Raw genomic sequence first — 12,163 nt, 5'->3', positions numbered from 1 at the left:
GTGGGGAAGGAAACCGTGTAGAACGCTCCTTTCTTTTCCACCTTTACGTTTTGATTGTTAAAGCAACACCAGAATGTTTGAAAATTATGTGTTTTCTGGTTTTTCTTTTGGGACTTCACTTCTCGAATCGTCTGATTGACGACGGCGGAAGGAAACCGCTGCGACGAAAACTCTTTAAATAGTTTGCTCGTCGCTTGATTCAGCTCGGGATGATTCAACAGCCAATTCGCAAACGCGGTATTCACTTCTGTCATCCGTTCATACATGTCTTGTTTGGCTTTCGTCGGCTTGTGCAGTTCCAGCCTGAGGGTGATCGTGGGCATGGATTCACCTCCTTGCAGCAATGACAGGATGCCATTTCCATATGAAGAAAACGGCTCACTTTCATCCCACGCCTAAAGAGCGTGGGCTTTCTCGTTCGCGAATCTGTAAAAAAGAGGATGTCCGTTTGGACAGCCTCTTTTTGCATCAGATGCGCTCTCCCGCGGCTTATGCCTCTTTGCGCTGTTCTTCATTGTGGGCAAAGGAAGGATGGCGCATTGTATAGAGCGTGTAGTTGTCTTTTGTAATTTCGTACAAATTGTATACATCCGCGCCGATTTGCTCGAGCAACGCCCGCCGCGTTTCATTGGCCGGCGTGACGTACGGCAGTTTTTCCGCCGCTTTGATCGAGCGGACGTTGACTTTGCGAATGCGCAAAAACACGGTTTCGATCGACAGCTCATAAAACAGCTCATGGAAAAACGCTTCTTTGGCGCGCCGATTGTAACCGAGCCCGTGATACGGCTTGCCGAGCCACGTGCCTAAAAAGCCGGCGCCATCTTGGATATCAAAGAGGCTGATTGTGCCGATCGGGTTTCCCCATTCGTCTAAAATCGTGCGCGAAATCAATTCGCCACGTTCTTCCGCCTCCATGAGCTGTTTTGTCATGAATAAAAACTCTTCGTACGAGCTGGCTTTTTGGCGCACGAAAGGGAAGACGTCCGGATGCACCATCAGCTCGTACAGCGCATGGCAATCTTGCAGCTCGCGTTTTTTCAACATGGCCAATCCCTCCTTTGGATGCCGAGGGCAGCCTCCCAGCGGGAACCCACCCTCGAAATTTTTTTATTAAAACTTCATTAAAAAAATTTCGGGGTGGGAATCGAACCCACTAGGACCAGCGCGAGCGCTGGTGACGCACCATTTGCCTTCCCCTTGTTCCTGTCCGTATGCGATTATGACGACAACTAGCCTAAGGTCTCCTTTATCATACACGATCGGAGGCGAAAAGGGAATTGTTTTTTTGTTAATTTTTTTTGGATATTTTTTGTCGGTCATGGGGCAAAAGCAAATCGGTGAGACAGCCTTCCAACGTTGGAAACGAAAAGCGGAAGCCGGCTTGCAATAGCTTCTCTGGAATGACGCGCTGCCCTTCGGTGACAAGCATGCTCATTTCGCCAAGGAGAAGACGAAGCGCCCAAGCGGGAATCGGAAGCCAATGCGGACGGCCAAGAAGGCGGGAGAGCATGCGGCCGAACTCATCCATTTGCACTGGATAGGGTGCGGTGAAATTGATCGGGCCGGACAATTCCTCGTGTTCGATGATATACGAGGCCGCGCGCACGACGTCTTCAAGATGAATCCACGATAGCCATTGCCGTCCGCTGCCGATTGGACCGCCGACAAACAGCCGGTACGGCTTGATCATCATCGGCAAGGCGCCGCCATGTCGGGCAAACACGACGCCAAAGCGAGCGTAGACGGTGCGGATGCCAAGCTGCTCAATCGGACGGGCCGATGCTTCCCATGCTTGGACGGTCTGGGCTAGAAAGTCGCCGCCGTAATCGGTCGTTTGCTCGGTAAATGTTGCGGAGTCCGAAGTGCCGTAAATGCCGATGGCGCTGGCGTTGATAAACAACGACGGGGGGCGGGACAGTGAATCGATGTAGCGGCCCATCGCTTCGGTGGATCGAAGGCGGCTGTCAAGGATGATCTCTTTTTGCTTCGCCGTCCAACGTTTTCGATTGAGCGGCTCCCCGGCTAAATTAATGGCGACATCGACAACTTCAGGCTTTCGGTGGTTGTCGAAGGAAAGGTAATGAATGCTGCCTTCGGAAGGTTTGGGAGAGCGGGTGAAAATGTAGATCTCATGTCCTTGCTTGGAAAAATGGCGGGCGAGCGCCTGGCCGATCAGCCCAGTGCCGCCGTTGATGGCGATGCGCATCTTGATTCCCCTTCCATTGGTTTATATTATGACTTCGCTTTTGGTGTCAGAAGTTCCTGCTTATGATACGATAAAAGATAAGGGGGACAAACAATGGGAACGATTGCCGACATTGTCGCAACCGAACAAAATGCTGAACGATTTTGGATTGTCGTGCACCGTGACGGCGCACCGTCGTTGAGATTGACAGTTGATCAAGATGTATTGCTTCAATTCCGCTTGAAAAAAGGGATGGAGATCAGCGACGACCTGCTTCAACATATTGTGTATGCCGATGAGGTGAAAAAGGCGTATCAACAGGCGCTTTACTTTTTGGCACACCGGATGCGTTCGGAGCATGAGGTCGCCGCACACTTGCGAAAAAAAGGCGCTCCGGATTCGGTGATTGATGAAGTGCTCAAAAAACTTCGCGCCGAGCGGTATGTCGATGACGAGGCGTTTGCGGCGGCTTATGTGCGCACGCAAAAAAAGACGGCGGCGAAAGGGCCGCTTCTCATCCGTGCCGAACTGGAACGGCTCGGTGTTTTGGGCCGCTTGATCGAGCAGAGTTTGGCGGAGTATACGTTGGATGAACAGGTGGCCATCGCCCGCTCGCTTTACGAAAAAGCGAAAAAACAGCGCCGGGCTGAATCGGCTCGCGCGTTTTTGGAACGGGTGCGGCAGCAGCTGATGCGCAAAGGGTTTCCGCATGAGGTGATTGCCGCCGTTTTGGCGGATGGCGGCGCTCATACTGAACAAGAAGAACGGGAGGCGCTCCGTGTTCAGGCGGAGAAAGCGCACCGCCGTTATGCGCACCACCCGCGGCCGCTTTATGAGCAAAAGATGCGCCAAGCCCTGTACCGAAAAGGATTCGCACTTGACTTGATCAATGAATGGCTGCGCATGCACGGTAATGACGAGTGATCTCGAATGAAAGGATTTAAAAAAATTAGGGGATATTATCAGTTTTGTCGTTGAATGTTGATCACAAAATCGTTCCAGTTCCATAAATCAAGAGATGTTCTGAGCCTTGTGCCGAGTTCCATGTGGATGAAAACGATCCATCCGGAATGCTCAAAAAGGAGGCTTGTCTATGATCAAAGGAGAACAAAAACGGTACAGCGAAATGACGAAAGAAGAACTGCAACAAGAAATCGCCATGTTGACGGAAAAGGCACGCAAGGCGGAGCAGATGGGGATGGTGAACGAATACGCCGTCTACGAGCGGAAAATCGCCATGGCGAAGGCGTATATGCTTAATCCAGCTGATTTTCATCCTGGGGAGATTTATGAAATTGAAGGGGCGCCCGGAGAGTATTTTAAAGTGCGCTATTTAAAAGGAGTGTTTGCCTGGGGATGGCGGTTGAAAGGAAACGGAGAGGAGGAGGCGTTGCCGATTTCACTGCTTCGTAAACCGAATTTGCCTCAATCATGACGGGCGGGACAAGTTCACAATCGGACGGAAAGAGAGCCTAAAAACCTAGGGAGGGTGTCTCCCTAGGTTGTTCCGCTACGACTGCTTGCGCGTCTGCCGCTCTAAAATGATGAGGTCAAGCGTTTGCTGCGTTTCGCCGTTCACTTGCGAGTGGGCGTGTTTTGGATTGGCCCACGGCTGCTGAAACGGGTTCGAATAAAAGTTGTCATAAAATTTTTTGTGCCGATGGTGACCCATGATTGTTCACCTCGCTGCGGAATGTGCCGGGGGAGTGCGGCGAACGATGCCGTGCTCCCCCTTCATGTTAAAAGAAATCGCTTCGTTCGCCGGAGGCGCGCATCCGTTCTTGCGGGTGGGTGTTGGTCGTGCCGTCGGCCCGCTTCGAGGCGTACTCGGCCTTGGCGCGCGGTTCGCCTTCGAGCTTGTTGTTGTTTTGGTTCGGGAAGTTGTGCGCTTTGTTCCGCACGGCACATTCCCTCCTTAACGGCGTGCTCGTGTTGGATGGCCAACACGTATTTTTATTATGGGACACCCTGTAGCGCTTATGTGTGGCAATGATTGGGGCGGAGCCCATCAGCCGTTTGGAGCAAGTTCGAGCTTTTTGCGCAGTTTGCCTTCGCTGAAAATCCAGCCGGTGTATGAGCTGACAATATTGAGATCGCGGTCGAGCTGGACGACAGCGACAAACGGGTAATACCCTTTGCTTCGATAGCGTAAATCAGTAAAGCGCACTTCATAGTAATCATCGTATTCGTTCATTTCCCAACGGTAAACCGGGGAAAAAGATAAGAAAGCGGCGATATTTTCGTCGCGTTTGGCGGCGTTCATCACCGGATGGTCGGGAAGCGCACGCTTTTGGAAGCGGTCAAGGATGATGAGCTCGCCGCGTTTGACGCGGGCGACGTAAAATTCGTCGCAGGTTGAAATGGCTAAATGCCATTCGCGCGGCCGCCATGTCGGTACGGTGATGATCTCGGTCACCCCGGCGATCGAGGCGTGCACGAGCCGTTTGATGTTGGCCTGCTGGCGGAAGCGAAGCCCATAATACGCAGCGATAAGCACGTAGACGACAAGAAACGTATAACCGGGATGGGCGCCGAGAAACAAGCCACCGACGCCAACCAAATGAAGCCCAAAAATGACCGGATCAAACGTATGAATCACGCCAAGGGCGATCCATTTTTTTGTAAACGGGCGCAATGCCTGGGTTCCGTAAGAGTTAAAAATGTCAACAAATACGTGCAAGGCGACGGCAACAAACGTCCAAAGCCAAACGCGAAGCCAATCCGTTTTCGGATAGATGGCGGCCATCACGCTGACGATGAGCAGCGGCCAAAGAACGACGGCGGGAATCGAATGGGTGATGCCGCGATGGTTGCGAATATATTGGGCGTTGTTGCGCAATTTGAAAATCGTGTCGATATCCGGCGCTTGCGAGCCAGCGAGCGCGCCGATCAACACAGCGTGGGATAAGAGCGGATCGTGGGCGATCGCAGGGTCAAGTGAAGCAAGACTGCCGAGCGCCACCCCCATCAAAACATGTGTGCCTGTATCCAACGTGAAGGCGCCTCCTTCTTGCAGCATCGTTGCATGTTCGGATGGAAACTGTCTGTTGTCTCTCGGCCGGAGCACATCTTTCTTTTTCATGCAACTATTAGTATGCCCCACCTTGTGTTCAGCCAATAACCGTTTGAGGCATTGGCCGAAAGGAGGCGAGAGACAAACAAGGTTATGGCTAGTGTATCATAGGGCGACAATCGTTGGCGAGAGGCGGAACGACCAATTTCACAAAGATTCAAAAAAGGAAACGATTGATAGACAGTGGAGTGAGAAAAAGAAACAGGAAGCAAGCCGTTCGTCAGACGAAAAGGGAAGCGCTTCAACCAAAAACGAAAAGCGCCCCGCATGAGGCGGGACGTTTTGTTGATCATCTCGAACCGAGAAGCTCCCCACTTCAACGTCTATATAGGTGTAAGTGGGGAGCATTCCATTTTGATGGAAGATCGGTTCACCATCCGTTCTTTTGGCGGCTCATTGGTCAACTGTCCTTTTCTCTGCCAGCCGATCGATTAGCCGTCATTTCTGAACCGTTTGCCGATCGCTTTGAGAGCGGACAGGAAAAAGCGGATCGCGCGGTTGATGTCCGGGTCATTGAGCGCTTTAAGCAAATCAAACAACCCGATTTTTTTTGTTTCGGCGGAGTTTTGTTCGTACGCCTCCAGCGCGCCGGCGGCGATGTGCTCAAGCAGTTTCGCCGTTTTCTCCGGATCAAGTGAAGCAGCAAGGGCAGCTATGGCGAACGCATGGTTGATCATCGTTGTCACCGGTTTTTGGTTGAGCTGGCCGACGACGATTTTCGCCACGTCTTCCCGTGCTTTTAACAAGGCGTTGGCCGCTTCGAGCAGGCCGCTTTCATGGAGCTGCTCGATGAACTCCAAGAGCTCGCGGACCGCCTCTTCACTGTCGCCGACAGCGGCTTTTAGCTTGGCCAGCGCTTCAGTTCGTTTTTCTTCCTCCGTCATTTGGCGCTTTTGAATGGTGGTAATCGGCTTAGCCACCGATCGTCACCCCCTTGTTTTCCTCGGTGAGCGGCACGTAGTCGCTTCGCCGCCACTTCCGCTCCACCTCGACGCCGTTTTGCGGATGCCGCTTTTTAAAGCGCGGATTTGTGCGCGGCAGCGGCGTCTTGCCGGACCGTTCAATGACTTCCATGCGCACGCGGGCTTGTTTGTAAGCCGGCGTGTTCGTGCGATGGTCGGTTTGCGGGCCGGTCAGCATGTTAATGGCGCTCTCATTGGCTGTGGAGTGCATCGGCAAGAACAGTTCATTGCCTCTGACTCGATCGGTGACGAGCACGCGCACTTTGACGCGGCCGTACGGCGAGATGAGCCGAACGAGCGCCCCATCTTCAATGCCGCGTTCTTTGGCGAGTTCAGGGGATACTTCGACAAACACTTCTGGGAATTTATGCTCGATGCCTTTGGATTTGTACGTCAAGTTTCCTTCATGGAAATGTTCGAGCAATCGGCCGTTGTTCACAAGCAAATCGTACTCTTTTGGATATTGCACCGGTTCGACCCAATCGGCTAACGCAAAGCGGGCTTTGCCGTCCGGGAAGTTGAACCGCTCTTTGTACAACAGCGGCGTATCAGCGCCGTCGTGGCTGCCCCAGCAAAGGCTGTTCCAGCCCTCGAGCCGGTCGTAATGCGCTTGTGAGTACAGTGGAGCGAGGCTGGCGATTTCATCCATGATTTCTTTCGGACCGGCGTAATTCCAATCGGCGCCAAGCCGCTTCGCGATTTCTTGAATGATCCACCAGTCTGGCTTGGAGTCGCCAAGAGGCTCCAGCGCTTGGTAAAACCGTTGGATGCGGCGCTCGGTATTCGTGAAAGTTCCTTCCTTTTCCAAACTTGGCGCTGCTGGCAAGATGACATCCGCAAATTGCGCTGTTTTTGACAAGAAAATGTCTTGAACGACAACAAAGTCAAGCTTCGCCAACGTCTCTTGCACATGGTTGGCGTTGCAGTCGACAAGCGCCATATCTTCGCCGATGATATACATCGCTTTCAGCTCGCCGCGCTCGGCCGCTTCGAGCATTTGGATGTTGTCAAGGCCTGGTTTCGCATCGATGCGGACGCCGTACGCTTTTTCAAACTTCGCTCGCGCCTCATCATCGGTGACATGTTGGTAGCCAGGCAGCCAGGCAGGAAGCGAACCCATGTCGCAGGCGCCTTGGACGTTGTTATGGCCGCGCAATGGGAACGCGCCCGCCCCCGGACGGCCGTAGTTGCCGGTTGCCAAAAGCAAGTTGGAAATCGCCGCCGATGTATCGCTGCCGCCCGTGTTTTGCGTGACCCCCATGCCCCAGAGGACGCACGTGCCGTCCGCCTCATGGATCATTTCGGCGATGCGGATGAGGTCGGCTTTGGCGACGCCGGTGACTTGTTCGGCATAATCAAGCGTATATTTTTCCAGCAATTGTTTAAACTCTTCAAAGAAATGGACGCGCTCGCGAATGAATGCCTCATCGTGCCAGCCTTGGTCGATGATGTATTTTGTCACGGCCATCAGCCATACTTGGTCGGTGCCTTGTTTCGGGCGGATGAACAGGTCAGCCCGCTCGGCCATTTCATTTCGGCGCAAGTCCGCAACAATGAGTTTTTGGCCAAACAGTTTATGCGCCCGTTTGACGCGGGTGGCGATGACCGGATGCCCTTCCGCTGGGTTGGCGCCGATGATGATGACAAGGCCGGCTGAAGCGATGTCATGAATCGTGCCGGAATCGCCGCCCATGCCGACCGTGCGGAACAGGCCGTCCGTCGCCGGCGACTGGCAGTAGCGTGAACAGTTGTCGACGTTGTTCGTTTCAAATACTTGGCGTGCCAGTTTTTGCATTAAATAGTTTTCTTCGTTGGAAATTTTTGACGATGAAATAAACCCGATGGCGTTGCCGCCGTATTGCCGCTTGATCGCGCCCAATTTTTCGGCAACGAGGTCGAGTGCTTCGTCCCATGTCGACTCGATGAATACGTCGCCTTTGCGAATGAGCGGTTTCGTCAGGCGCTCTTCGCTGTTGACGAAATCCCAGCCGAATTTCCCTTTGACGCATGTCGAAATGGCGTTGACCGGCGCTTTAGAAACCGGCTGGATTTTTAAAATTTTCCGCCCTTTCGTCCACACTTCAAACGAACAGCCGACACCGCAGAACGTGCAAACCGTTTTCGTCTTTTTGATCCGTTGTTCGCGCATGGCGGCTTCAATTTCGGAAACGGCGAAAATGGCGGTGTAATTCGGCTCCACTTCTTTGACGAAATCGATCATCGGATTGAGCACGTCTTTGTCCAGCCCCGTCATAAATCCGGCTTCGCCGAGCATCGATTTTTCCATTAACGCGTTGCACGGACAGACGGTGACGCAATGCCCGCAGCTGACGCACGACGATTCGTTGATCGGCACCCCACCGTCCCAAACGACGCGCGGCCGTTCCGCTTCCCAATCGATCGAAAGCGTTTCGTTCACTTGCAAGTTTTGGCAGGCCTCGACGCATTGCCCGCAGGCGATGCATTGATTCGGGTCGTAGCGGTAGAACGGATGCGACATGTCCACCTCGGACGGGTCGACTTTCGGCCGGTACGGATATGTTTGATGTTCAATTTGCATCATTTCCGCCGTGTTGTGCAGCTTGCAGTTGCCGTTGTTGTTGTCGCACACCGTACAGTACAAGAGATGATTTTCCAACAGGCGGTCCATCGCTTCTTTTTGCGCTGCCTTTGCCCGCGGCGAGCCGAGTTCGACGACCATGCCGTCCTCAACCGGTGTCGCACAGGCACGAAGCAGCGTTCCATTGACTTCAGCGATGCACGTGTCGCATGTCTGAATGGCGCCAAGCTCCGGCGTATAACAAACTTGCGGATGCGGAAGACCGTGTTCATTGACGACTTCTAAAATGGTCATCCCTGGCTTGGCGTGGTAGGTACGCCCGTTGATGGTTACCGTCACCATTTGCGCTCCCATCATCGCTCCCCCTTTGTTAAAATAAAAAACTCCACCAGCGACGAGACGAATGCTTCATCGTGGGTGGAGTAGTTCTTTAGCATAACGATACTAAACAACCAATCCAAACTTTTTATATTTAGTAGAAAAATAACAAGGCCGCTTCTTGCCTTATTATTTTTCCACTATGTATACATTTGCTATAGTTTATTATAGTACGGCGAAAGGAAGAACACAACGGATGGGCCGGAAGTTTTTCTGCTGACCGCAAGGAGGGATGAGAATGTCCAAAAAAGAAGCCGCTTTCAACGATATTGTGCGCAAAGTGCGCAAACAGCTGTTTGGGAAAGGGCCAGAGCGGATCAAAACGTATTTTGTTGACAATTTGGCGATCACCATTTTGCACGGCAATTTGACGCCGACGGAAAAATTTATCGCCCGCACGCCGGAAGGGCGGGACATGGTGCATGCAGCGAGAACGAAAATGATCCAAGATGTGTACGCCCAGCATGTGCCGGACGGCATGGAAGAGCTTGTCGGTTCGAAGCTTCTTTATTTGTTCAGTGATATTAAAGTGGAAGAGGATATGGCTGTTTCCGTTTTTGTATTTGAAAAACCGATTGAATTGTGACGATTTTGTGAACAGAAACAATTGTTTTTCGTTACTGTTCGTGGTATGCTTATGAATAGTTAGCACGATGAAAATAGTAGAAGCCTTGCCGGCTAAACGGTTTTGCCGCTTGGCAGGCAGGTTTCGGAAACGGATGTGCGTTGGTTTCGCTGCAGAAGTGCTGGGCGCAAACTACCGCCGCTTTTCGCTGACAGGGGCGAGTTTGTCCTCTTGTCCGGAAGGCGGCGGTTTTATTTTGCATGGAAAGGGGGAATGGCAAGGTGAGCGGGTTTGCGGCGAAACGGCGACCGATTGCGAAATACCGGAACGGGCGCTTTGTTGAGGAAGAGGACGAGATCGCGCTCGAGTTTCCGTTGACCATAACGGTCAATGGCGAGGAGTTTGCGACGATCGTTTGCACGCCGGCGCATCTAGATGAATTGGTAATCGGATTTTTGGCCTCGGAAGGAGTCATTCGGACGTACAGCGACATCAAAGGAATGAGCATTGATGGGGAGCGGGGCTTTGCTTATGTTGAGCTCGCCGCGGGCGGACTGCCGGCCAAACAGTTTTATGCCAAGCGGTTCATCGGCTCGTGTTGCGGAAAAAGTCGGCAGTTTTATTTTTACAATGATGTGAAGACGGCGAAAACGATCGTCGGCGGCATCGCCGTGAAGGCGGATGACTGCATTCGCCTCATGAAAGCGCTGCACGAGCAGTCGACGGACTTTGCGGCAACCGGCGGTCTTCACAACGCCGCGCTCGCCACACCGGACGGGATCGTCGCCATCCGCTCTGACATTGGGCGTCACAACGCGCTTGATAAGCTGTATGGCTATTGCCTGCGTCATCAAGTTGCGGTGAAAGACAAGCTTATTGTATTCAGCGGCCGCGTTTCGTCGGAAGTGCTGTTAAAGGCGGCGAAAATGGGAGTGAGTGTCCTGCTCTCAAAATCGGCCCCGACGACGCTAGCCTTAGATTTGGCGGATGAACTCGGCATAACCGTCGTTGGCTTTTTGCGCGGACAGGTGTTTAACGTGTATACGCATGAGAGTCGGATCATAATCGGGTAAAAGGGGAGGAGAGGCTGTGAAAAACCGTTGGCTCATTGCGTTATCGGCCGTTGGCATTCATATTTCGATTGGGTCTGTTTATGCGTGGAGCAATTTTACCAATCCATTAAAACAATTGTTTGGATGGTCCGATCAGGAAGTAGCGCTCACGTTCAGCATTGCGATCTTGTTTTTAGGATTGTCGGCTGCGTTCCTTGGCCATTTTGTGGAAAAGCACGGACCGCGGAAATCCGGGCTATTGGCCGCCATCTTCTTTGGCCTCGGGGTGACGGGGTCCGGTTTGGCCGTGGCGCTTGGTTCGAAATACTTGCTGTATTTGTTTTACGGGGTGTTGGGAGGAATTGGGCTCGGCGTCGGGTATATTGCGCCAGTGTCAACGCTTGTCAAATGGTTTCCAGACCGGCGCGGGTTGGCTACAGGGCTGGCGATTATGGGGTTTGGGTTTGCCGCAGCGATCGCGAGTCCGGTGATGAACAGTTTGATTGCCTCCGTCGGCGTCCAAAATACGTTTTTCATTTTAGGCATTACGTATTTTGTCATTATGACGTTATCTTCTCTTTATTTAGAAAAGCCGCCAGAAGGATGGCTGCCGGAAGGATTTCAGGAAAAAGTGAAGGCTGGAAAAGCCAAACCTTCGCTTGATTTGGCGCAATTGACGGCCAATGAGGCGGTCAAAACAAGACGGTTTTGGTATTTATGGTTCATGTTGTTTATTAACGTGACGTGCGGCATTGCCGTTTTAGCGGTGGCCAAACCGCTGGCGGTGGAAAGCATCGGCATCAGCCAAACGGCCGCGGCGGCATTAGTTGGCGCCATTGGGGTGTTTAACGGGTTAGGGCGCATCGGTTGGGCATCGGCTTCTGATTATATTGGGCGGCCGAATACGTATACGACGTTTTTCGTTTTGCAAATCTTGATTTTCTTCCTGTTGCCGAACGTGTCCATCAAATGGCTGTTTGTGGTTATGCTGACGATTGTGTATACGTGCTACGGCGGCGGATTCGCCTGTATCCCGGCGTATATCGGCGATTTGTTCGGCACGAAGCAGCTTGGCGCCATCCATGGTTATATTTTGACCGCTTGGGCTGCAGCGGGCCTTGTCGGACCGATGTTTGCCGCGTATATTAAAGACACGACCGGTTCTTATGAAGGAAGTTTGGCCTTTTTTGGCGGATTGTTTGTCATCGCTTTCATCATCTCGTTGCTCGTGCGCATTGATATTCGCCGATTGCGTGCTCGACATGAATCGATCGCCTATGTTTCTGCGGCTAAGGAAAGTTGAGAACGATTTCCTTCCGTTTCCCCTCGGCGTGCGGCAAGCCACGCCGGGGGTTTTTTGATATAATAAAATGGATATGGATAATAGG

The 12,163-nt window shown here is 52.5% G+C and carries 13 protein-coding genes and 1 pseudogene; 6 read left to right on the top strand and 8 right to left on the bottom strand.

The features are described 5' to 3' along the window. The 3 genes and pseudogenes from ETR37_RS12460 to ETR37_RS12450 all read right to left on the bottom strand — a co-directional run. Positions 1-323: pseudogene (locus ETR37_RS12460) on the bottom strand (RNA-guided endonuclease TnpB family protein); the annotation flags it as partial. Positions 324-489: 166 nt separating this feature from the next. Beyond that, complete coding sequence (locus tag ETR37_RS12455) at positions 490-1,044, bottom strand: GNAT family N-acetyltransferase (protein WP_011229954.1); 555 nt, start codon at positions 1,042-1,044, stop codon at positions 490-492. 244 nt (positions 1,045-1,288) lie between these two features. Continuing rightward, entirely contained in the window at positions 1,289-2,206 is a 918-nt protein-coding gene (locus ETR37_RS12450; protein ID WP_015373965.1) for a TIGR01777 family oxidoreductase, read from the bottom strand. 93 nt (positions 2,207-2,299) lie between these two features. Here ETR37_RS12450 and recX point away from each other — a divergent pair, with 93 nt between their 5' ends. Then, the gene (recX, locus tag ETR37_RS12445; protein ID WP_015373966.1) at positions 2,300-3,109 is read left to right on the top strand and encodes a recombination regulator RecX; all 810 of its coding nucleotides are present in this window, start codon (positions 2,300-2,302) and stop codon (positions 3,107-3,109) included. 169 nt (positions 3,110-3,278) lie between these two features. Further along, positions 3,279-3,620: a YfhH family protein gene (locus ETR37_RS12440; protein ID WP_011229957.1), complete on the top strand. Its 342-nt coding sequence runs from the start codon at positions 3,279-3,281 to the stop codon at positions 3,618-3,620. A 75-nt stretch (positions 3,621-3,695) separates the two neighbouring features. Here the strand turns inward: ETR37_RS12440 and ETR37_RS12435 are convergent, their stop codons facing one another. The 5 genes from ETR37_RS12435 to fdhF form a co-directional block, all read right to left on the bottom strand. Beyond that, a complete protein-coding gene (locus tag ETR37_RS12435) occupies positions 3,696-3,857 on the bottom strand; it encodes a YpzG family protein (protein ID WP_011229958.1) in 162 nt (53 codons plus the stop codon). A 67-nt stretch (positions 3,858-3,924) separates the two neighbouring features. Beyond that, entirely contained in the window at positions 3,925-4,086 is a 162-nt protein-coding gene (locus tag ETR37_RS12430; RefSeq protein ID WP_011229959.1) for a small, acid-soluble spore protein K, read from the bottom strand. Positions 4,087-4,193: 107 nt separating this feature from the next. Further along, on the bottom strand, positions 4,194-5,177 hold the full coding sequence (locus tag ETR37_RS12425) for a metal-dependent hydrolase (protein WP_015373967.1): 984 nt from the start codon (positions 5,175-5,177) through the stop codon (positions 4,194-4,196). A gap of 512 nt (positions 5,178-5,689) precedes the next feature. Continuing rightward, a complete protein-coding gene (locus tag ETR37_RS12420) occupies positions 5,690-6,178 on the bottom strand; it encodes a helical membrane plugin domain-containing protein (protein WP_015373968.1) in 489 nt (162 codons plus the stop codon). Further along, positions 6,171-9,134, bottom strand: coding sequence for a formate dehydrogenase subunit alpha (fdhF, locus tag ETR37_RS12415; protein ID WP_129447328.1), 2,964 nt, complete (start codon positions 9,132-9,134; stop codon positions 6,171-6,173). Before fdhF ends, ETR37_RS12420 begins: the two co-directional genes overlap by 8 nt. Before the next feature lie 262 nt (positions 9,135-9,396). Between fdhF and ETR37_RS12410 the strand changes: the two genes are divergently transcribed. The 4 genes from ETR37_RS12410 to ETR37_RS12400 all read left to right on the top strand — a co-directional run bounded on the left by ETR37_RS12410 (position 9,397) and on the right by ETR37_RS12400 (position 12,078). Then, a complete protein-coding gene (locus ETR37_RS12410; RefSeq protein ID WP_013146316.1) occupies positions 9,397-9,744 on the top strand; it encodes a Na-translocating system protein MpsC family protein in 348 nt (115 codons plus the stop codon). A 67-nt stretch (positions 9,745-9,811) separates the two neighbouring features. Continuing rightward, on the top strand, positions 9,812-10,066 hold the full coding sequence (locus ETR37_RS19165; protein WP_164978002.1) for a hypothetical protein: 255 nt from the start codon (positions 9,812-9,814) through the stop codon (positions 10,064-10,066). Further along, the gene (gene fdhD / locus ETR37_RS12405; RefSeq protein WP_013522986.1) at positions 10,005-10,796 is read left to right on the top strand and encodes a formate dehydrogenase accessory sulfurtransferase FdhD; all 792 of its coding nucleotides are present in this window, start codon (positions 10,005-10,007) and stop codon (positions 10,794-10,796) included. The genes ETR37_RS19165 and fdhD overlap by 62 nt, the downstream gene beginning before the upstream one ends. Before the next feature lie 16 nt (positions 10,797-10,812). After that, on the top strand, positions 10,813-12,078 hold the full coding sequence (locus tag ETR37_RS12400; RefSeq protein WP_015373970.1) for an L-lactate MFS transporter: 1,266 nt from the start codon (positions 10,813-10,815) through the stop codon (positions 12,076-12,078). The last annotated feature ends 85 nt before the right edge of the window (positions 12,079-12,163 follow it).

The sequence above is a fragment of the Geobacillus sp. PK12 genome (assembly GCF_004123125.1).
In the GTDB taxonomy this organism is placed as follows: Bacteria; Bacillota; Bacilli; order Bacillales; family Anoxybacillaceae; genus Geobacillus; species Geobacillus zalihae.
Note: the sequence above shows the minus strand (reverse complement) of the source record. Positions and strands in the feature narration are given on the sequence as shown.

Coding starts and splice junctions, on each gene's coding strand:
- fdhF (WP_129447328.1), bottom strand. CDS start 9,134: ATGGGAGCGCAAATGGTGACGGTAACCATCAACGGGCGTACCTACCAC.
- recX (WP_015373966.1), top strand. CDS start 2,300: ATGGGAACGATTGCCGACATTGTCGCAACCGAACAAAATGCTGAACGA.
- ETR37_RS12440 (WP_011229957.1), top strand. CDS start 3,279: ATGATCAAAGGAGAACAAAAACGGTACAGCGAAATGACGAAAGAAGAA.
- ETR37_RS12435 (WP_011229958.1), bottom strand. CDS start 3,857: ATGGGTCACCATCGGCACAAAAAATTTTATGACAACTTTTATTCGAAC.
- ETR37_RS12455 (WP_011229954.1), bottom strand. CDS start 1,044: ATGTTGAAAAAACGCGAGCTGCAAGATTGCCATGCGCTGTACGAGCTG.
- ETR37_RS12450 (WP_015373965.1), bottom strand. CDS start 2,206: ATGCGCATCGCCATCAACGGCGGCACTGGGCTGATCGGCCAGGCGCTC.
- ETR37_RS12410 (WP_013146316.1), top strand. CDS start 9,397: ATGTCCAAAAAAGAAGCCGCTTTCAACGATATTGTGCGCAAAGTGCGC.
- ETR37_RS19165 (WP_164978002.1), top strand. CDS start 9,812: ATGAAAATAGTAGAAGCCTTGCCGGCTAAACGGTTTTGCCGCTTGGCA.